At 64.3% G+C, this 19,623-nt stretch carries 15 protein-coding genes; all 15 read right to left on the bottom strand.

All coding sequences use genetic code 11. The features are described 5' to 3' along the window. Nucleotides 1-87: 87 nt before the first annotated feature. A complete protein-coding gene (locus tag ACYAS9_RS06590) occupies nt 88-1,284 on the bottom strand; it encodes a VWA domain-containing protein (RefSeq protein WP_463567521.1) in 1,197 nt (398 codons plus the stop codon). Beyond that, on the bottom strand, nt 1,281-3,590 hold the full coding sequence (locus tag ACYAS9_RS06585; protein WP_463567520.1) for a DUF5682 family protein: 2,310 nt from the start codon (nt 3,588-3,590) through the stop codon (nt 1,281-1,283). Before ACYAS9_RS06585 ends, ACYAS9_RS06590 begins: the two co-directional genes overlap by 4 nt. Before the next feature lie 7 nt (nt 3,591-3,597). Continuing rightward, nucleotides 3,598-4,680: an ATP-binding protein gene (locus tag ACYAS9_RS06580; protein ID WP_463567519.1), complete on the bottom strand. Its 1,083-nt coding sequence runs from the start codon at nt 4,678-4,680 to the stop codon at nt 3,598-3,600. A gap of 25 nt (nt 4,681-4,705) precedes the next feature. Then, nucleotides 4,706-6,322, bottom strand: coding sequence for a DUF5691 domain-containing protein (locus tag ACYAS9_RS06575; protein ID WP_463567518.1), 1,617 nt, complete (start codon nt 6,320-6,322; stop codon nt 4,706-4,708). Further along, on the bottom strand, nt 6,322-7,683 hold the full coding sequence (locus tag ACYAS9_RS06570) for an SWIM zinc finger family protein (RefSeq protein WP_463567517.1): 1,362 nt from the start codon (nt 7,681-7,683) through the stop codon (nt 6,322-6,324). The genes ACYAS9_RS06575 and ACYAS9_RS06570 overlap by 1 nt, the downstream gene beginning before the upstream one ends. A 151-nt stretch (nt 7,684-7,834) precedes the next feature. Then, entirely contained in the window at nt 7,835-9,115 is a 1,281-nt protein-coding gene (locus tag ACYAS9_RS06565; protein ID WP_463567516.1) for an MFS transporter, read from the bottom strand. 213 nt (nt 9,116-9,328) lie between these two features. Further along, nucleotides 9,329-10,288 carry a FecR family protein gene (locus tag ACYAS9_RS06560; protein WP_463567515.1) on the bottom strand — a complete coding sequence of 320 codons (960 nt, stop codon included), beginning with the start codon at nt 10,286-10,288 and terminating at the stop codon, nt 9,329-9,331. Then, nucleotides 10,285-10,788, bottom strand: a complete 504-nt coding sequence (locus tag ACYAS9_RS06555) for a sigma-70 family RNA polymerase sigma factor (RefSeq protein WP_463567514.1) — start codon at nt 10,786-10,788, stop codon at nt 10,285-10,287. The genes ACYAS9_RS06560 and ACYAS9_RS06555 overlap by 4 nt, the downstream gene beginning before the upstream one ends. A 75-nt stretch (nt 10,789-10,863) precedes the next feature. After that, nucleotides 10,864-12,057 carry an MFS transporter gene (locus tag ACYAS9_RS06550; RefSeq protein ID WP_463567513.1) on the bottom strand — a complete coding sequence of 398 codons (1,194 nt, stop codon included), beginning with the start codon at nt 12,055-12,057 and terminating at the stop codon, nt 10,864-10,866. Continuing rightward, the gene (locus ACYAS9_RS06545) at nt 12,054-13,340 is read right to left on the bottom strand and encodes an MFS transporter (RefSeq protein WP_463567512.1); all 1,287 of its coding nucleotides are present in this window, start codon (nt 13,338-13,340) and stop codon (nt 12,054-12,056) included. The genes ACYAS9_RS06550 and ACYAS9_RS06545 overlap by 4 nt, the downstream gene beginning before the upstream one ends. Next, nucleotides 13,330-14,418 carry an LLM class flavin-dependent oxidoreductase gene (locus tag ACYAS9_RS06540; RefSeq protein WP_463567511.1) on the bottom strand — a complete coding sequence of 363 codons (1,089 nt, stop codon included), beginning with the start codon at nt 14,416-14,418 and terminating at the stop codon, nt 13,330-13,332. The genes ACYAS9_RS06545 and ACYAS9_RS06540 overlap by 11 nt, the downstream gene beginning before the upstream one ends. 27 nt (nt 14,419-14,445) lie before the next feature. Next, the gene (locus tag ACYAS9_RS06535) at nt 14,446-17,121 is read right to left on the bottom strand and encodes a TonB-dependent receptor domain-containing protein (protein ID WP_463567510.1); all 2,676 of its coding nucleotides are present in this window, start codon (nt 17,119-17,121) and stop codon (nt 14,446-14,448) included. An 87-nt stretch (nt 17,122-17,208) separates the two neighbouring features. After that, complete coding sequence (locus tag ACYAS9_RS06530) at nt 17,209-18,060, bottom strand: class I SAM-dependent methyltransferase (protein ID WP_463567509.1); 852 nt, start codon at nt 18,058-18,060, stop codon at nt 17,209-17,211. Continuing rightward, on the bottom strand, nt 18,044-18,709 hold the full coding sequence (locus tag ACYAS9_RS06525) for a hypothetical protein (RefSeq protein ID WP_463567508.1): 666 nt from the start codon (nt 18,707-18,709) through the stop codon (nt 18,044-18,046). The genes ACYAS9_RS06530 and ACYAS9_RS06525 overlap by 17 nt, the downstream gene beginning before the upstream one ends. Next, nucleotides 18,706-19,611, bottom strand: a complete 906-nt coding sequence (locus ACYAS9_RS06520; RefSeq protein ID WP_463567507.1) for an alpha/beta fold hydrolase — start codon at nt 19,609-19,611, stop codon at nt 18,706-18,708. Before ACYAS9_RS06520 ends, ACYAS9_RS06525 begins: the two co-directional genes overlap by 4 nt. Nucleotides 19,612-19,623 lie beyond the last annotated feature (12 nt).

Here is a 19,623-nt window from a genome sequence, read left to right as displayed (position 1 = left end):
CATGGCCACACTAATGTCATCGCGAGCAGAGCTTGCTCCCACAAAAGCTCTGCAAATCATCCAGTCATGTTTTTTGATGAACGCGTGTTATTGAGCCGCCCGCGCTGTCGCTATGCCTTGCTGTGACGCCCAGAGCCCGATGTCTTCCTTGCGGATCGCTGCCGCCATCAACGCCGGGAACTGGTCCGGGCTGCAGGCGAACGACGGCACGCCGAGGGCTGCCAGTTTGGCCGCCAGTTCGGCATCGTAGAATGGCCGGCCTTCGTCGCTCAGCGCCAGCAAGGTGATCACCTGTACGCCGGAGGCCACCAGTTCGGCGGCGCGTTGCAGCAGGTTCTTTTCCACGCCGCCTTCATAGAGGTCGGAGATCAGCACCATGATGGTGTTGCGCGGCTCGCGGATCAGGCTCTGGCAATAGCCGACGGCGCGGTTGATGTCGGTGCCGCCGCCCAGTTGCACACCGAACAGCAGGTCGACCGGATCATCCAGTTGCTCGGTCATGTCGACCACGGCGGTGTCGAACACCACCAGGTGCGTGGTGACCGCCGGCAGCGAGGCCATGACCGCGCCGAAGATGCTGGAATACACCACCGAGGCGGCCATCGAGCCGCTCTGGTCGATGCACAGAATGATGTCGCGCTGGCTGCGCTGGGCCTTGCGACCGTAGCCGATCAAAGTCTGCGGGACGATGGTCTTGTAGTCCTCCTGCCAGTGCCGCAGGTTGGCGCGGATGGTGCGGTTCCAGTCGATTTCGGAATGGCGCGGGCGGGTGTTGCGCACCGCACGGTTGAGGGCGCCGCTGACCGCGCTGCGCATCGGTTCTTCGAGGCGCTTGGTCAGTTCGTCGACGACCTTGCGCACCACCATGCGCGCGGTCTCTTTGGTTTCTGCCGGAATCACGCCGGACAGCGACACCAGCGAGGCGACCAGATGCACATCGGGCTGCACCGATTCGAGCATCTCCGGTTGCAGCAGCATGCTCTTGAGGTTCAGGCGCTCCAGGGCGTCCTTTTGCATCACCTGCACGACCTGGGTCGGGAAGTATTTGCGAATGTCGCCCAGCCAGCGCGCGACTTTTGGCGCGGATTTTCCGCTGCCGCCACGGCGCAGGCCGCCGACGCCGTCAGGGTCATAAAGCGCGGTCAGCGCAGCGTCGATGTTCATCTGCGCGCTGTCCAGGCCGCAATCGCCCAGGCTCGGAGCGGCGGCTTCGCCGAGTACCAGGCGCCAGCGTTGCAGGCGCGCTTGCTCCTCGCCGGGCGAGAGTGAGTGGTCGTCGTTCACGAAGGCGCTCCGTCGTTAGTCAGGCCCAGCAGCCGGCCGAGCAGCGGCACAGGCCGTGCGGCGCGGGCTGCATCGATGCGTGCCGCCACCGGCGCAGGCGCGGCAGCCTGGACGGGCCGCCGGGCGCGCTCGCCCAGTTCGCGGCGTTCGGCTGAAGAGAAGGTGCTGAAGGTGCGGCGCAGCAGCGCCACGATGCGTTCGAAGTGATCGGGGCTGAGTGATGCCAGCCAGCCGTCGACCATGGTCCACAGACGCGGGTCGTGCATCAGGATCAGCGCGCTCTGGTCGAGAAAGCCTTCCAGCCAGCCGGCCGCATCGGACGGTTCGACGCTGCGTGACAAGGCCAGGGTCATGCGTGATGCGCTGGCGTCGACGTCATCGACACCCGCATCGAACAACAAGCGTGCCGCTTGCCCGCCGAGCAGACCGGGGCTGGCGCCGAACACCGCCAGACGCCCCAGCGCCTGTTGCCATTCCTGGCTGCGCGCCGGGTCGTCGAGCAAACGAATGGCCGCATCGGTCTTGCCGATGCGTTCGCGCATGGCAGCAGCGGCGTCATCGTCCAGCGACGTACACGCCGCCGACAGGCCGATGGCGGCGCGGGTGATCAAGCCGTCGAGCACATGGCGGACCATGCCGGTGTCGGTCTGGCGCACGTTGCCATAGCGGGCAATGCGCGTCAGCGCCGGCACCGCGTCGAGCAACTGGGCGACGTCGGTGGCCACCGAGGCGAGGTCTTCCAGCGCGTGGGTGACCGGCTCGACCGCTTGCGGCAGGTTGGCCAGCAGCACGGTGTCGACCAGCGTCGACAGTTCCGGCAGCGATTGGGCGTCTTTGGCCTTGGCAATCGCCCGGGCACTGGCAGCGTCTTCGACGGTGCTGCCCCACTGGCTGGCTTCGATCATGGCCACGGCCAGTTCGGGCTGCCATTGCAGGCTCCAGATTTCGTGGAAGGTGCCTTTGGCCGACACGCCGTTGCGCGCCAGCTCGCCCCAGCCGATGTTCAACACCGCCAGGCGATGCAGCAAGTGACTGCGCGCCAGATCACCGGTTTCACGCAGGTCCAGATCAAGGGTTTTCTGAGCGGCCTGCGGCTTCATGCGCAGGCTTTTTTGCAATTGTTCCAGGTCACGCTGCAACGGCACCGCCGGCACCTCGGCCGGCACGCTGCCGAGCCGGTCGCCGACGATCAGCCGGTCCTGAATCAGCTTCATCGGCGCGGCGTCGCCCATGCACACGGTGGTTTGCAGCGCCTCAAAGAGTTCATCGAGACCGGCAGCGGGACGCTCGCGCAATGCCGCCAGGCTCTCGGCCAGGCGCGTGGCTTCGATGATGTGCGCCGACGAACAATCCAGCCCGTCTTCGCGAAACAGCCGGGCGGCGCGGGCCAGCCAGGTCACCGCGCGCTGGCTGCTGTCGCCTTCGCGCCACAGGTGCGCGTACCAGGCCGGCGCGTCGATGCCGGCGCCATAACCGCTGGCGCTGCTGAGGTTGCGGTAGGTCCACGGCGCCCAGGTAGCCGCGACCTTGATCTTGGGCAGGCCCTTGAGCAGGTCGTTGTCGAATTTGGCCGCCGGCATCGTCGCCAGCGCCGGCACGTGCCAGGCACCGCAGACCACGGCGATGCGCTCATAGCCGTCCTTGACGGCCTGGCGCAGGCACTTGCGCATGTGCGCTTCACGCAGCGCTTCGCGGCGCACGTAGTACGGCGAACGCTCGGCCGGTGCCTGTTCGCGCAGAGCGTGCATGGCCTCGGCGATGGCGGCGAACAGTTGCTCGCCGTCGCAGCGCTCTTCGACCATGTGGTTCCACCAGCTTTCGCCGTCGGCATAACCGGCAGCGCGGCCCAGCCAGCCCAACGGGTCGTGGGTCAGTTCGTCTTCGCCGGCCTCGACGGTTTCATCGTCTGCCAGCGGCGCATCGGGCTGTTCGCTGCGCTCTTCATTGGCTTGCGCCTCACGCTCTTCGCGCCAGACTTTTTCCAGCGCAAATTGATGCGTGGCCGGCAGGTCGATAAAGCGTGTGGGAATGCCCTGACCCAAGGTGTAGCGCAGCGCCTGCCATTCTGGAGAAAACTCGGCGAACGGGTAGAACGCCGACTGGCGCGGGTCGCCTTCGGCGTGCACCAGCAGCGCCACGGGCGGCTGCATGGCTTCGCTGAGCACGAACGGCAGCACCGCCTCGGCGTCGGGCGGGCCTTCGATCAGCAGACAATCGGGTTGCAGGCTTTGCAGGGCCTGCAACAGGCTGCGCGCACAACCGGGGCCGTGATGGCGGATACCGAACAGGTGGATCGCGTCGGACATGGCGCGATCACTCGATCTCGCGGCAAGCGCGGTACAGGTCTTTCCAGTCACTGCGTTCCTTGACCACGGTCTCCAGGTACTCGCGCCATACCACGGCGTCTTGTACCGGGTCCTTGATCACTGCGCCCACCAGGCTGGCCGCCACGTCGTTGGCGTGCAAGGTGCCGTCGCCGAAATACGCCGACAGCGCCATACCGTTGTTGATCACCGAAATCGCCTCGGCTGTCGACAGCGTACCGCTCGGCGACTTGAGCTTGGCCTTGCCGTCTTCGGTCAGGCCGTTGCGCAGCTCGCGGAAGATCTGCACCACGCGGCGCACCTCGGCCAGTGCCGGCGGCTGTGCGGGCAGTTCCAGCGAACGGCCCATTTCTGCCACACGCTTGGTAACGATGGAGACCTCTTCGGCCTCGCTGGACGGCACCGGCAGAATCACCGTGTTGAAGCGGCGCTTGAGCGCCGAAGACAGCTCGTTGACGCCCTTGTCGCGGTTGTTGGCGGTGGCAATGACGTTGAAGCCGCGCACGGCCTGCACCTCGCTGTTCAGCTCCGGAATCGGCAGGCTTTTTTCCGACAAAAGCGTAATCAGCGTGTCCTGCACATCGGCCGGAATACGGGTCAGCTCTTCGATGCGCGCGGTCTTGCCACTCTCCATCGCGCGCACCAGCGGGCTTTCGACCAGCGCCTCGCGGGACGGCCCCTTGGCCAGCAATTGCGCGTAGTTCCAGCCGTAGCGCATCTGCTCTTCGCTGGTGCCGGCGGTGCCCTGCACGATCAGCGTCGAGTCGTTGCTGATCGCCGCTGCCAGGTGCTCGGACACCCACGATTTGGCGGTGCCGGGCACGCCGTACAGCAACAAGGCGCGGTCGGTGGCCAGCGTGGCGACGGCAGTTTCCATCAGCCGGCGGCTGCCGATGTACTTGGCGCTGACTTCAAAACCGTTGTCCAGCTTGCCGCCCAGCAGGTAGGTGATCACCGCCCAGGGCGACATTTCCCAATTGGTCGGGCGTTGGCGGGTGTCCTGTTTGCGCAGTTCGTGAAGTTCTTCGGCGAATTGCTCTTCGGCGTGCTGGCGCAGTACTGGGCTGTTCATGATCAGGTCCGTTTCCGTCGATGTTTCAGTCGATAAGGGTCTGCAGGTGTTCGCGCAGAGTCAGGGTGTTTCGCCAGTCGGTGAGGGCCTCGACCTGATGACGATGATGCAAGGTCTCTTCCTCAGGCCAGCCCTGGCGCGCTTGCGCAAAAGTCTCGGGCGGCAGCAACGTGGCGAAATCGCGCAGGGTCGGGCGCAGGTTGTAGTCGTAGGCGCTGCGCGCATTGCCGATGCCGTTACGCAGGTGCGGCAGCAACTGCTGGCAGAATTCGGTGCTGGGACGGCTCTGCGCCGGAATCGCCGCCAGAATCTGGCCGAGCAGTTCAGACAGGCTCAGCGAGCTGCGGTCGTTGATGTTGGCGGCGAGGTGCAGCCAGTAGCGTTCGCGTTCAGCCACCGGCAGCAGCGCAATCAGCGGCTCGCTGTCGAGGTAGGCGCGCGCCAGATGCGTGCCGCTGGCGGAGACGCGCTCCAGCAAGGCGGCAGCCCACTCGGCGTCGCCTTCGCGCAGCGTGGCTTGATACCAGCCGCGCACCAGCGCTTCGTCCCAGTCGGTTTGCTTCGCGACGGCCATCCACTCGGTCGGGGTCAGGCCGTCGTGTTCGCGCCAAAACTGCAACGGTGCCGCGGCGACCACTTGATACAGCCACCAGGCGCGCTGACCGAGGCCTTCGCCGCTGGGCACGGCCTCTTCGAGCTGATCGTCCTTGGCGTTTTCAAAAAAAACCTGCGGTGGCTCGATCTGCACGCTGGGCGCACTGGAGGCCGAATGGGTCAGGCGCTTGAACAAGCCTTTCAAACCGCCAGGCTCAGCGGCGGCAGGCGTCACGGTGACGCACTGCGACAGGCGCTCGACCATGCGTTGCCGATAACCGGAGGCCGGCAACAGCACCAGCAGCTCGACCGCCGCACGCCGTACGTCCTTGCTGCGGTCGCGGCACAGTTCGTCCAGCAGCGGTTCGTCGTCGGCACTCAGGCCGGTGCCCAAGGCGCGTACAAAAGCGGCGCGCTCGCGGGCATCGAAGTTTTTTCGCCCTGCTATCAGCCGCTCACGGGCACCGGCCGGATCATGCTCGCGCAACGTACGCAGGTACGCTTCGCGCTGCTCCAGGCTACCGATGTCCCAGATTTCGTCGTTGAGTGCCACGCGGGTATCGACCGCCTGCACTTGCCACGCCGGGTTGCGCTCGGCCAGCCAGCGGCCGCGCTCACCCAGCACCGGCGCCAGCAGACCGCGCAAGGTGTCATCGCGACGGGCCTTTTCCAGCAGGTCGGCCAGCAGCGGCGGCGGCAAGCGCAGTTGCCGCTGCGCCAGGTGCAACAACGTGATCTGGCCCAGGCGTTCGTGGCCTTCGGTAAAAATCCGGGTCAGCAACGCCAGACTCTGTTCCGGCGGCAGCGCCAGGGTGTCTTGCGGCGCAGGCGCAACGGCCGGTGCCGTCGCATCAGGGGCAACCCAGCCGGCGTGCTGACACAGGTCGAGCACGGCGGCGGTGCGCAGTAATTTCGTTTCAGTGCTGGCCGTGTCGCGAACGATGGCATCAAGCAAGACGCCGATCGGGCCTTCTACAGTCAGCGGTGCAGGCGTCTGTTTGCGCGTGCCAAGCAAGGCGCTGACCGCCAGGGGATCAAGCAAGCTCATCAAATCGTCTCCCGTGAACACCAGACCAGCGTCTCACCTTGCCAGGCGCTCAGTGGCTGCAAATAGCAACCGTCGATGCCCTGACGCCACTCACTGAACAGGCGCAGCGGGTAGCCGCCGGCCACCGCGCACAGGTCCCAGCCGTCACGTTTATCCAGGTACAGCGGCACGCGGCTATCGGTGTCGGCGCCAGCAATGCGCAGCACCCAGCCCGACTGCGCATCGAACTCGGGTACGCCGTCGTCGATGCACATCGGTTGTGGGCTTTGCCAGGGATTGGCGGCCACCGCCGAGGCCAGACTGTCGAACGCGGCCTGAGCCGCAAAGCGTGGAGACTCAGTGGTGTGATCCAGCAAGGTCGGTGCCGCATTGAGCACCGCGCGCAACGGATGGGCGCCGGGGTAGAACGTCAGCTCGGCGCGGATCACCGAGCCACTCAGGAAAATCTGCTCGAACTGCCGCGAGCCATGCGCATAGTCCTGCAACAGCGCCACCCGGCCGCTGGTCAGACCCCGCAGCCAGACACGGCGCATCAGCAAGCGGTCTTCTTCCTCGACGTATTGCCCTTGCACGTGCCATTCGTCACTGCACGCCTCGCCCAACGCCTGCACGTCTTCCTTGCTCAGCGGCAAGCCAAGCGCTTGCGACACGTCGGCACGCTCAGTGGCCGGCAGGCTGTCGAGACGGCGAAAGCCGTCGATCAACAGTTGCAGACGGCCAAACGCGCCGAGCAGCCGCAGCGGCCAGTCGACGCCATCGATCACGCCGCTGCCCGGCACACCGGCCAACGGCCGCAAGCGATAGGCGACCCCGGGCAACTGCGCATCGACCATGCGTGCGGCCAGTTGCTCGAACGCACCTTCGTTACCGATCAGCGTAGCCAGGCCTTGAGCGACCTGATCCTGCAGCCAGCGCTCCAGCTCATCGAGGCCGGCGCCCATGCGTTGCAGGCGCTTGGCAGACACCGCGGCATCGTCGCCGGTGCGTTTGGCCGCCGGCGCTTCGGTCTTTTTCTGTTCCTGCTTTTCAGCGCGCTGCTGACGGCCTTGCAGCCACTCGCCGACCCAGGCCGGCAGCTCGGTGTCAGTGAACGCCGCGCTCTGTTCGGCACGGATCAACGCCAGCGCCAGACCATGTTTGCAGGGGAATTTACGGCTGGGGCAACTGCACTTGAAGGCCAGCGCTTCGAGGTCGATCTGCACCTGATACGGCTTGCTGCCGCTGCCTTTGCACTCGCCCCAGACGGCGCGCTCGTTGACGCCAAGGCTCTGCCATTTGCCGACATTGAGCAGTCCCTGCGCCGCCTTGGCGGACGCTGCATCGGGGGCCTGCTGAAGAATGAGTTCGCGAGAAAACTGCATGGAAGGCTTACTTGAGTCCGTTCGGGTAAGAGCGCCGATAGTGGCACAAACCTGTATTGAAGAACCCCTTGGATGTCAGGAATGCGGATTTGTTCGCAAACAGCGCGCACAAAAAAGGCACCTGCGCAGGTGCCTTTTTTGAAGACGGTATTTACCGCGCAGGTTCTGCCGCCATCTCTTCCAGATGCTCACGCTCCAGCGTGGCCTGCACCAGTTCATCGGTCACGCGGATCTCGGCGCCCACCGGCGACATCTGCGTAGCGGCCTCAAACGGCGCGGTCGGGGTCGAGGCCGGGTGGACTTTGCGGCGCCAGAGGAAGAACACCGCCATGCCGATATTCAGCACCACGAATGACCAGAAAAAGCCGCTGTCGCCAACATGCTTCATGGTCGGCGAGATGATCAGCGGGCTGATCGCCGAGCCGACCGAGTTGATCAGCAGCATGCCCTGGATCACCCGTACCAGCTCACCGGCAGCGACGTTGTCGGTCGCGTGGCTGACCGCGACCGGGTAGAGCGCAAAGACCCCGCCACCGAGCAGAAACAGCAGCACGGCCAACAGCAGCATCGAGTCCGGCAACACCAGGATCAGCAGCGACAACACAGCGCAGAACACACTCAGGCCGATCAACACCACTTGCCGGTCCTGACGGTCAGACCAGCGCCCCACCGGGTATTGCAGCAGCATCGCGCCGAGGATCACGCAGGCCATCAGGTAACCGACCTGAGTGATGTTCATCCCCACCCGCTGCAGATAAATCGGCAGCAGCGCGTACATGCCGGCAATGGCGATGCCCGAACCGAAGGTGCCGAGCACACCGGTCGGCGTGATGCGCAGCAGGTCTTGCGGCAGCAGCGGTTCGATGTCGCCGACCTCGGGCGACACGCGCGGCAGGATCACCATCGGCAGCACCGACAACGAGGCCAGCATGCCGGCAATCATGAACGGCGCCGTCTCGCCCCAGGCATTGATCACGCCCAGTTGCAGCTGGCCGAGCATGCCCGCGCCGTACAGCGCGATCATGTAGATCGCCAGCAGGCGGCCACGCATTTTCGGGTCGCCGGAGAGCAGCAACCAGCTCTCCACCACCAGAAAAATGCCGACAATGGCCAGGCCGTTGATCAGGCGAAAGAAGAACCATGCCCACGGATCGAAGATCAGCCCTTGCAGCAAAAACGTTACCGCCGTCAGCGACGCAAAGCTGCTATAGGCGCGAATATGGCCGATGCTCTTGATCAGCCGGTCACCAAACATCGCGCCCAGCGCCAGGCCGACAAAGTAGGACGAGGACACCAGACCAATCATCGTGTCCGACACCCCGGCGGTGTCGAGCCGCAACGAGGTCAAAGAAGAAATGAATCCATTACCCAGGCTGACAATGAACAGCCCGATCAACGGCCCCAACACCAACGCCAACAGTTTTCGCGACACGACACCCTCGGTTTTCAAACAGCATAAATCGATGCATGCAATTGTTTGATAGAGGCAGTCGGAGGGAGGTCTTTCTGTCGACGATCTGGCAATTTCGCACCTGGAAATCGGGCGCGGATTCTACGGCGCAGAGGGGTTAAAAGAAATCTGAAAACGACCTGAAAAGCGGGCATTTTGTCGCGGGCAGATAAACGGTCGTGGCAACGCATCCCCTCAAGCATGCGCAGCATTGATCCGCACCCAATAATCGCTCAAGCGCATGATTTCCACCGGCAGGCTGTTGCCGAGCATTTCCAGGGACACCTCGATGTCGTCAAGCGGAAATAGCCCGTTGACCCTCAGCCGGGCCGCGCGGTCGTCGAGCATGACGATACCCGGCAAATAGGGCCGCAAGGCGGCGGCGACCCAGCTCAGAGGCTTGTCGTGCACCTCCAGCCAGCCGCTCGCCCAGGAGTCCTCGCCGGCTTGTAACGGCTCGCGGGTCTTGATACCCGATGCATCGAACAACAGCGATTGTGCACCGGGCACAGCCAGCGTAGCGCCACCCGGCAGGTGCAGCAGCGCTTCGCCTTGCAGGGTCAGCAGGCGGATCGCGTCCCCCTCTTCGCCTACTTGCACGCGCCCGGCCTGACTGTATACGCGGCCTGCTGCGGTAGTGATCTCAAAGGGCAAGGGCCGGGCTGCGACGTCCAGCAGCAGCGTACCCTTGCGCAACGCCAGTGCCCGGTGCTGCTCGATCAGACGCGGCAGCGCCCGGCTGCGCGCATTGAGTTGCAGACGGCTGCCGTCGTCGAGTTGCCAGTGACGCCGCTCCCCGGTGGCCGTGGCCAGCTCACCGGGCAGGCTCATGCCCGATTGCACCCAGCGCCCTAACAGGCCGGCACCGACAACCACACCGAGCAGCGCCAGGCTGTTACCGATAAAGCGCCGGCGTCCGCACGGCTGTTGCATGGCGTGCAACAGCGGCCCGGTAGCCCGCCCGCGCCAGGGCGAGGCCTGCACACTGGCCAGCCCGCCCAGCAGGCGGTCGAAGACCCGGGCATGTTCCGCAGAGCGGTTACGCCACTGTTCCAGAGCTTGCTGTTGCTGATCATCGAAGGTGCCGGACTGAACCTGCGCCATCCATTCGATGGCCTCCTCCAGCACGTCAGCGTCAACATCGGGCTGGCTCATTCCTGAAGCCCCCGGTAGCAACAGCGCAGTGCATCTTTCATCAACTGGTGGATACGCGCGATCGACAGCCCGACCCGCTCGCTGATCTGCACATAGGTCAGGCCCTCCAGTTGGCTGAGTACGAACACCGTCTTGGCCTGGCTCGGCAAACCGTCGAGCAGGTGGTCGATGGCTTGCAGGCTTTCGATCAACATCCACTGTTCATGCGGCGAAGGGTGAACCTGCTCCGGGGTTTCGGCGAGCAACTGCAGGTAGGCGCGCTCCAGGTCCTTGCGCCGCCAGCTTTCGTACATCAGGCGCTGGGCGATGGTCGCCAGCAACGCCCGGGGCGAGCGTATGGCGCCAGGGTCGGGCAGCATCCAGACCTGCAAAAACGCTTCGGCAGCCAGGTCTTCGGCGCTGTGGTTGCAACCGGTGTGCTGTGACAGTCGCTTGCACAACCAGCCGTAGTTCTGGCGAAACAACTGGGCGATCAGCGTGTTCTTGAAGGTGCTATCCATGGTCGTTCTTCGATGACGGACACCCACGCCAACCGTTCAGGTAGTGAGCTTGCCAGGTTATGAATATCTCGACGATCAGTCGTGGTCCTTGTCATATGCCAGTCTTGCCGACAGCCAGCCGCAGGCAGCGCCGCCCACCACCAGCAGCCCGGCCAGCCACGGCAGCGCCTGTACGTTGTCGTGGTCGACCAACAGCCCGCCGAGCAACGCGCCCAAGGCAACACCCAGCTGAATGGCGCTGGTGTTGAGGCTGATCTGTACCGCCGCATCGTCGGGGCGCAATTCCACCAGATACTTCTGAATCGCCGGCCCCGGCGCCATATTGAAAATACACCACAGCACCACCGCCGCCAGCAAGGTCAGTACGCTGGCAGTCGCAAAAGGCAGCAGACTCATGGCGACAGCATGCAGCCCCAGACACACCACAAAGGTTGCAGGCCCCGGCCATCGATCGGCAAGCCGGCCGCCCAGCACCGCGCCGATAATGCCGCCGATGCCATAGACCAGCAGCACCAGGCTAATCACGGTTTTCGACAAGGCCATGCTCGCGACCAGAAAAGGCACGATGTAGGTGTACAGGGTGAACTGCCCGGTCATTTGCAGCAGCGAAGCCAGATGCGCCAGCAGCACCTTGCCTTGCAACAGCGCAGCCAGTTGCCGCGACGGCGCAATGCCCGGCGCGCCGGGCAGGTCTGGCAGCCAGCGTGGCAACAACGGCACGCAAAGCAGCGCCAGCACCGCTAGCAGCACAAACACACTGCGCCAGCCCCAGTGCTCACCGACCAGCGTGCCCAGCGGCACGCCCAGCACCAGTGAAGCAACGATGCCGGCGAACACCAGGCCGATGGCCTGCCCGCTGCGCCCGGCAGGCACCATTGCCACTGCCACGGTAATCGCCACCACCACGGTGACCGACGCACTGGCCGCCACCAGCAGACGCCCCAACAGCAACAGCGCAAAACTGCCCGCTGCCGCGCTGAGCAGGTTGGCAGCAACGAACACTAGTAATGCCGCAGACAACAGACGTCGGCGCGCCACCCTGGCGCTGACGTAGATCAGTACCGGACCGACCAACGCATAGACCAGTGCGTACAGGCTCATCAGCAAGCCCGCCTGCCCTTCAGTGACCGCAAAGGTGTTCGCCAATTGGTCGAGAATACCGGCAACTACCAACTCCACGGTCCCAACCACAAAGGCCAGCCCGGCCAGCAGCCAGACGCCGGGGGCAAAACGCTCATGGTGTGATACAGCCTGTGTGGCCTGGCTCATGTTTGCTGCCCTCCTGATGGCTGGGTAACGGTCCGGCCCGGTGTGGCAACCTGGCCCGGGTACGACGCAAAGCCCAGCAGGCTCAACGCCGCCAGTAAAAACGCGCCAGTCAATGTCCATTCGGCGGTGGCATAAGAGCCAGTCTGGTCATATAGCAGGCCCAGCAGCCAGGCCCCAAAGCTGATCGACACCGCGAAAGTAAAGGGCTGCACCGCGCCATAGATCACGCTGAAGCGGCGCAGGCCAAAGTAGCGGGCGACGAAATACTTTGTGGTGCCACTTTCTCCGCCACCGCCAAGGCCGACCAGAAACACCGCGCCCCACAGCCAGAGAAACCCGCCGTCCTGCTGAAACAGCAGCATCCCGAACACCGCGATCACCGCAAAGGGCAACGCCACTCGCGGCGTCTGAAAGCGGTCCATCAGTGCGCCCATCAACGGTTGCGACACCACCATGCCGAGCGACAGCGCCGACAACACGGTTGCCGCCTGGGCACGCGACAGGTCGCGCTCGACCAGCATGGGCACACCGTGAGTCATGATCCCCGACATGACAAACACGGTCAGCACTTGGTTGAGCAGCAACAGCCAGAAGGTCAAGGTGCGCCAGGCGTCAAACTCCGACACCCCATGCTCGGCAACGGGCGGTCCCTCGGCAGGTACCTTGACAGGCAAGGCGGGCGGCTCGCGAAACAGCCAGTACAGCAGCGGCAAGGCGATACCCAGTTCAAGCAGGCCATAAACGACATAGGTGGCGCGCCAGCCCCAGGTCTCGATGCTCAGGTGGCCAATGAACAGCCCGATCGGCCCGCCGAGACCAAAGCCCAGCCCCAACAGCCCATAAGCCATTCCGCGCCGCTGCCGGAACCAGACGCCCAGCAGTTTGCCGTAAGGCATGTTGCCCGGCGCGACCAGCCCGACCATCAAGAACAGGCCGCGCAACTGCCACACCTGCTCCACCGCCGCCAGAGCCATCAGTAACGGCGCCAGCGCGACGGTGCTGGTCAGCATGAGCCTGCGTGCTCCCCAACGATCGATCAGCCAGCCCTTGAACGGGCTGCTGAACGCCACCGCCAGGCCAAATACGCTCACCAGTAACACCGCCTCGGCCCGGTCCCAATTGAATGCCTGGCTCATGGGCTCGATGAACAGGCTGAAGGTGCCAAGCAGAATGCCTGTGGGTCCGAAGATGATCGCCACCACTGCCGTCAGCAGCAGGCCAATCGCCCTGGGCGACCATTCGCTGGCCGGCGGCGGGTCAAATGACAGCGTTTCACGTGTCATTGCTCAAGCGCCTCAGTTCACGGACCAGTTCGCGGCGCCACACTGTATCGTCTGCCTCCTCAAGGGACGCCTCGATCTGAATGATGTCGATACCCGCGCGATAGAACGCCAGCAATTGTCGCGCGACGGTCGGCACCGAGCCGACCAGCCATTGGCCGAAAGTGTCGCGTAAGTCCTCCTGCACCCAGCGTTGCAGGGCCTGCGCCTCGTGGGCGGCCTGCCCTGCCCGCTCACGGTCGCGGGCCACTTGCGGTGAACTGAACAACTGCGCCACCGAGCGCTGGGCCACCTGGGTTTCGGCAAGGCGATACAAGTGCAGCGCGCGCTCTTGGGCATGGGCATCGGTGCTGCCAAGAATGACCTTGAAATGCTTCCAGAAACGCAGATCGCGCGCATGCTGCGCAGCCAGGCCGCGCAGCCCCTGGACCACATCGGCGGCCTGTTCCGCAGTGGCGTAGGAGCCGGCATAGACCGTGGCAAAACGTGCGGCCAGGTGACGGGCCTGCTCCGACGCCCCGCCGATGGAAATCGGTGGGTGCGGCCTTTGTTGTGGCAAGAATCCCGAGCCGCCGTCGGCCACGCGGTAGAACGTGCCGGCATAATCGAATGGCTCGGTCTGCTGCAAGGTGCGGGTGAAAATTTCCAGGTACTCGACGGCCCGCTGATAGCGCTCGCCCTTGGCCAGAAAGTCACCGTCGCGCTGCACATCCGCATCGCTGGAACCGATCACCACATGCACCCCGGCGCGCCCGCCCGACAGTTTGTCCAGCGTCGCCAGGCTGCGGGCCGCTGCCGTAGGCTGAGTGACGCCGGGACGATGGGCCACTGTGATACGCAGCCGATCAGTGGCCGCCAATGCCCAACCCGCCACCAGCCACGGATCGGGCCAGGCGCTGTAAACGGTGACCAGCGCACTGTCCAGGCCATCGGCCTCCAGTTGTCGTGCCTGGGCCTGAATGAACAGCGGGTCGGCTTCACGCTCGCGCAGGTCGCCCAGCAGGCGGGCGGCCTGGCGCTCGGGAGGGGTCTGGCCAGGCAGGGCGGCAGCGCGCACGCCACCACGAATGTCCAGGGTCATGAGTAATCGTCCTTGAGGGGTTGGCAGTCAGAATTCATAGCGCGCCTTGAGGTAATAGAACGCACCGTTAAAACCGATCTGCGAGGCATAGGTGTCGTAACGCAACACGTCGCCATAGGTGGTGTTTTCAGCCGGCAGCTTGTCGGGACGAATGTCGAACACGTTGTCGGCTCCGGCGCTCAGTTGCAGGTGGCGGTTGACCGCGTAGCGCACGGCGATGTCGGTGATGTACTTGGGGCTGTTGACGAAGTGGTTGAACTCGGTGGCCGACCAGGCGTTGGGCCCTACGGTGTAGTCCAGTTCCGAGGTGGTCCGGCCATAACGGGTCACCCGCAGGCTGACGTCCAGATCGTCCAGGCTCCAGGTGCCGCCCAGCGAGACCTGGCTGCGCGGTGTCGAGGTGGTGATCCAGGCGATCTGCTGGGCATTGAGCAGCTCGGCACCATTGGCCCCACGGTGGTTTTTTTCGACTTTGGTGCGGTTGAAGTTGGCCGAGGCCTCCCAGTTGATCTCACCCCAGGAGCCCAGAGGGGTAAGGTAATTACCGGTGATGTCCAGCCCTCGGGTCAGGGTGTCGGCGCCGTTGGCCAGGTAATGGGTGCTGATGGTGTCCAGCCCGGTGGGCAGCGAAATGCCTGCGGTATTCAACGCATTGATCGCCTCCTGACCGGAATAGGTGCCGCTGTCGACGATGCGGTCACGGATACGGATCTGATAGGCATCGATGTTCAGGGTCGCGTTGGTAAATGGCTTGAGCGCCAGGCCGATGTTGAAGTTGGTGGACTTTTCCGGCTTCAGGTCTTCGGCACCCAGCAACCTGGCGGCTGATGAGTTGGCAGCCAGCAGGCCCAATGCAATGTCCGGCCCGACGCTGAGCCCGGTGTAATGCTCCTGAACCAGCGATGGTGCCCGAAAGCCGCTGCTGACACTGGCGCGTAACGCAGCCTCGGGGCTGAAGTCGTAGCGGGTCGCCAGTTTGCCGTTGGTGGTGCCACCAAACTCGCTGAAGTCTTCATGGCGGGCAGCGACGTTCATTTGCCATTGTTCAGTGATCGACGACGACAGATCGAGGTAGGCCGCCAGTACATCGCGCGACCATTTGCCGGCACTCAACGGCGACAGCCCGGCCAGTGCCTCGGCGCCCCCCTGGTCATAGGACGCCAGGTCACCAGCGCGAATCGTGTAGGTGTCGCGGCGCTGCTCCAGCCCCAAGGCGACGTTCAGTGGCTTGGCCAGAAAGCCGACATCGTAGCGGCGCCCCATGTCCAGGTTATGGGTCCATTGGGTGTTGCGGTAACTGGCCAGGTCAAAGCGCGTCGGGCTGCCGCCGGTGGCCCGATAGAGGGCCGCATTGACCGAGTGGGTCATGCTGATCTGTGGCTTGTCGACCCCGTAGGTGCTGCTCAGATCCCAGTGCCAGTGATCGAACAGCGAGTCGCCCCGCACCCCCAATACCACGGAGTAATCATCTTCGTCACTGTTGGGCCGGGGCGTAAAACCACCGGGGTACAGCGCCGGAGCCACCGACGCCAGGCGGTAGTTGGCCGCCGAGGAGCCCTGGCGTTTGGTGTAGGTGCCGAAGCCATACAACTCGATGTTTTCGCCCAGGCCGTAGCCTGCGTTGTAGGCCACCGATTGGCGGTGAAAAGCCGGGTCGCCGATGGAAATGTTGTCGCGTGCACCGGTGCGGTTGTCGATACCGCTGCGGATGGTGCGCTCCTGCTCGCGGTATTCGGCGCTCAGATTGAGAAAGCCGCTGTCGCCGAACGCCAGCCCGCCATTGACGCCCGAGCCGTGCGCCAGCCCGTCGCCGGCACCGTACTGACCGACATCGGTGGTGAGCTGCGCGCCCTGATCGGCCGACTTGAGGATGATGTTGATCACCCCGGCGATGGCATCCGAGCCGTACTGCGCCGAGGCGCCGTCGCGCAGTACCTCAATGCGCTCGATGGCGCTGACCGGGATCATGTCCAGGTCCGCGCCGGTGGTGCCCTTCTGCAAGCCACCGCTGATGTTCAGGTTGGCCGTTTCGTGGCGGCGCTTGCCGTTGACCAGTACCAGCACATGATCCGGGCTCAGGCCACGTAGCGACTGGGTACGGGTCAGGGCCGAGGCATTGAACGGTTGCGCCTGACGGGTCAGCGAAGGCAGCAGCTTGACCAGCGCCTCACGCAAATCGGTGGCACCGCTGCGTTGCAATTGCTCGCTGCCAACCACGTCAATCGGGCTCAGGCTGTCGCTGGCCTTGACCCCAGCCTGACGAGTACCGGTCACCACCACCGTCGCCAGCGCGGTGGCCGGCACAGGTGCCACACTGCGCGGTGCCTGGGGCGCCACAGCGGCCGGTACGGCAAGCGGGTGCAGGCTCAGCACGCCAGCGCCGCTGCGGCTGTAACCCAGACCGCTGCCCTGCAAGGCCTGTTCCAGCGCCTGATCGACACTCAAGGCGCCACGAATCGCCGGCCCCTGCAGGCCCTGCACCAGTTGCTGATCGAACGAGATCGGCGTACGGCTCTGACGCACGATGCTCAACAGCACCTGCGACAGGTCGCCGGCGGGAATATCGAACGTCAGCACCTGGGCATTGGCCGCAGGACTGGCCGACTGCGCCAGCGCCTGCTCGCCGCTTAGCAACCAGATAAAACCGGCCGCCATGAACATCGGTTTCAGGCGCCGGTGAAACGTACGCTCAGTGCTCTTCATCACAGTTGCCCCAAAGGATTCACGTACACAGAAGTGCAATAACCCCGGGGCTTTTTTACTGATGGCAGAGACCGATTAGGCATAAGGTTATGCCTGCGCTCGGGTCGCGCGCACCACACGCCAGACACTGACAGGAATGTCAGTGACGTGGCCCTGGCGCGCCATGCGCCGTTGCGCACTGCTGCCCAGCCGGGCAAAAAACTCCTCGACCCGCGTTTCAGGCACCAGTGCTGTGAAATAGGTGCCGAACGTGGCGGCGTGAAAACGCTGGTACTCCTCGACACTGGCAATGCGCAAGGCGGCCGAACGGCTGGCGATGGAGCTGACCTTGAAATGTCGCTGCACAATCGCGCGCAGCTCATCGGCAGGGCGGGTCCGAGTGCCCATGGGCACGACTGCATGCTCGACAAAGTACTGCCGTAGCGTCTGCGGGCTGGCCAGTTGCATCTCCAGCAGCGCCTCGGCCACCAGATCATCCTCGCCACCCAGGCCGTGCGGCGAAAGTGGGTGATGAGAGGTAAACAGAAACTCGCCTTGCTCATCCAGATGCTCGGCCACCCACTTGAACAACTGCTCTTCATGCGGGTACAGCCAATGCAGTACCGCGGTCATGCTGATCAAGTCAAAGCGTTGCTCAAAGGTCGGCAATGCCAGCAAGTCACCCTGGCGCAACACCACCTCGGCACGAGTGTCACGCAGTTGCTCGCGGGCCTGTTCAAGGCGTAGTGCCGATTGCTCGACGCCCCACACCTGCGTCAGTTGCGGCCAGCGCAGCACCGCGCCGTGCAACAACGAACCGATGCCGCACCCCAGGTCGAGCACACGAGTGGGGCGATACAGGGCGCGGTTCAAGACCCAGTCACGGTCGCGCAACTGCAAGAGCTGGCTGGTGTTTTCATAACCGCCCAGATGACGGGCCTGCTCAATGATCGCGTTCATGCTCAAGGGCTCCTGTGCGTGAATGACTAAGGCTTTGCGGGGTGATGGTCCACTCACAACCGTGGTCCTGCGCGTCGCTGAACAACGCCCAACGGGCATCGCAACCCTTGGCCTGAACCAGCGAAGACAGCAGCTTGGTGCAATAGGTACAGGCCGACTTCAGGGTGATCGGCACCCCTCTGGCGCGGGCTCGTTCGCGGTAGTCCCAGATGCCGCAGTGCTGCACAGTGAACAGGCTGGCACCCGCCCCGGACGGCTGAATATCGAAACGGGTGCCGTACAACGAGGCCTGGCGCCCCAGCCGCTCGGCAGCGGCCAGCGGCTCACCCTGCCCGGCCGGTTCCAGCGCGCGATAGATCTGCCCGGTGGCGGCCGCCCAGCTATCCAGGTCGTACGTCTCGGCCCGTTGCACGATGAACTGCTCGATCAGGGCCTGGGCGCGAAAAAATACCGCCTGCCACTCGGTACTGCTGCCCGCGTCAGGCAATGGCAGGTCATGGAAAATCCGCTCGGTGACCTGAACCCAGTCGGCCAGGTCCTGAACGCGGTGTTGTTCGACCAGGTAAGCGGTCATGGCGCTGTGTGCCTCGAACATGCGCTGACGCCAGAGGGAGCCTTGTTCGGCTTGTTCAAGCATGATGGCGGTCATGGATTCACCTTTTTCTGCACGCGCTGCAAGAACCCCAGCACCTGCTCAAGCACCGCTTGAGGTGCGTCTTCGGCAAGCATGTGACTGGACTGGATTGCTGCACCCTGAACGTCTTGCGCCCAGCCTTGCCACACCGTCAGCGGGTGGCTGGCGGGCGCATAAGGACGGTCTTGCCAGAGCACCAGCACCGGGCACTGCACCTTGCGCCCGGCCTCGCGATCCGCCTGGTCAGCCGCCGCATCGGCGCCCGCCGCCGCCCGGTAGTCTTCGCACATGGCGTGCAGCACTTCAGGACGGGCGAATGCGCGTCGGTAACTGTCCAGCGCCTGCGGGTGATAGATGTCCCGGCCCTGAGCCATGCGCTGCAAGGTCCAGTCAATAAAGTACCCAGGGTCGGCACCGATCAACCGCTCCGGCAAATCGAATGGCTGGGCCAGGAAAAACCAGTGGTAGGCGTTCAGGGCAAAGGCTTTGTTGACCCCATTCCAGGCATCCAGAATCGGCACCACGGTCAATGACACCAGCGCACTGACCGCCTGTGGATGCTCCAGCGCCAGACGATAGGCAACCCGTGCACCGCGATCATGGCCGACTACGGCAAAGCGCTCGAAACCCAACTGGCGCATGACCTCGATCTGATCCTGCGCCAGGGCGCTCTTGTCGTAGGCACCCGCCGCGTCGCCCTGCAACGCACGGGATTCGCCATAGCCGCGCAGGTCGGCCAGCACGACGGTGTAATCCTCGGCCAGGCGCGGCGCAACACGGTGCCAGGCCAGATGGTTCTGTGGATAACCGTGCAGCAGCAGCAACGGCGGCCCACTGCCGTTGACTGCCACCTGAATCCGCGCCCCGGCGGTGGTCAGGGTCGAGTAGGCAAAACCTGGAAGCAATGAATCGCTCATGAATGACTCCTG

This window comes from Pseudomonas sp. HP_08, assembly GCF_055284095.1.
Note: the sequence above shows the minus strand (reverse complement) of the source record. Positions and strands in the feature narration are given on the sequence as shown.

Excerpts from the sequence above, each read along its gene's own strand:
- ACYAS9_RS06585 (WP_463567520.1), bottom strand. The coding sequence starts at position 3,590 with ATGTCCGACGCGATCCACCTGTTCGGTATCCGCCATCACGGCCCCGGT.
- ACYAS9_RS06580 (WP_463567519.1), bottom strand. The coding sequence starts at position 4,680 with ATGAACAGCCCAGTACTGCGCCAGCACGCCGAAGAGCAATTCGCCGAA.
- ACYAS9_RS06575 (WP_463567518.1), bottom strand. The coding sequence starts at position 6,322 with ATGAGCTTGCTTGATCCCCTGGCGGTCAGCGCCTTGCTTGGCACGCGC.
- ACYAS9_RS06570 (WP_463567517.1), bottom strand. The coding sequence starts at position 7,683 with ATGCAGTTTTCTCGCGAACTCATTCTTCAGCAGGCCCCCGATGCAGCG.
- ACYAS9_RS06560 (WP_463567515.1), bottom strand. The coding sequence starts at position 10,288 with ATGAGCCAGCCCGATGTTGACGCTGACGTGCTGGAGGAGGCCATCGAA.
- ACYAS9_RS06555 (WP_463567514.1), bottom strand. The coding sequence starts at position 10,788 with ATGGATAGCACCTTCAAGAACACGCTGATCGCCCAGTTGTTTCGCCAG.
- ACYAS9_RS06550 (WP_463567513.1), bottom strand. The coding sequence starts at position 12,057 with ATGAGCCAGGCCACACAGGCTGTATCACACCATGAGCGTTTTGCCCCC.
- ACYAS9_RS06545 (WP_463567512.1), bottom strand. The coding sequence starts at position 13,340 with ATGACACGTGAAACGCTGTCATTTGACCCGCCGCCGGCCAGCGAATGG.
- ACYAS9_RS06540 (WP_463567511.1), bottom strand. The coding sequence starts at position 14,418 with ATGACCCTGGACATTCGTGGTGGCGTGCGCGCTGCCGCCCTGCCTGGC.
- ACYAS9_RS06535 (WP_463567510.1), bottom strand. The coding sequence starts at position 17,121 with ATGAAGAGCACTGAGCGTACGTTTCACCGGCGCCTGAAACCGATGTTC.
- ACYAS9_RS06530 (WP_463567509.1), bottom strand. The coding sequence starts at position 18,060 with ATGAACGCGATCATTGAGCAGGCCCGTCATCTGGGCGGTTATGAAAAC.
- ACYAS9_RS06525 (WP_463567508.1), bottom strand. The coding sequence starts at position 18,709 with ATGACCGCCATCATGCTTGAACAAGCCGAACAAGGCTCCCTCTGGCGT.
- ACYAS9_RS06520 (WP_463567507.1), bottom strand. The coding sequence starts at position 19,611 with ATGAGCGATTCATTGCTTCCAGGTTTTGCCTACTCGACCCTGACCACC.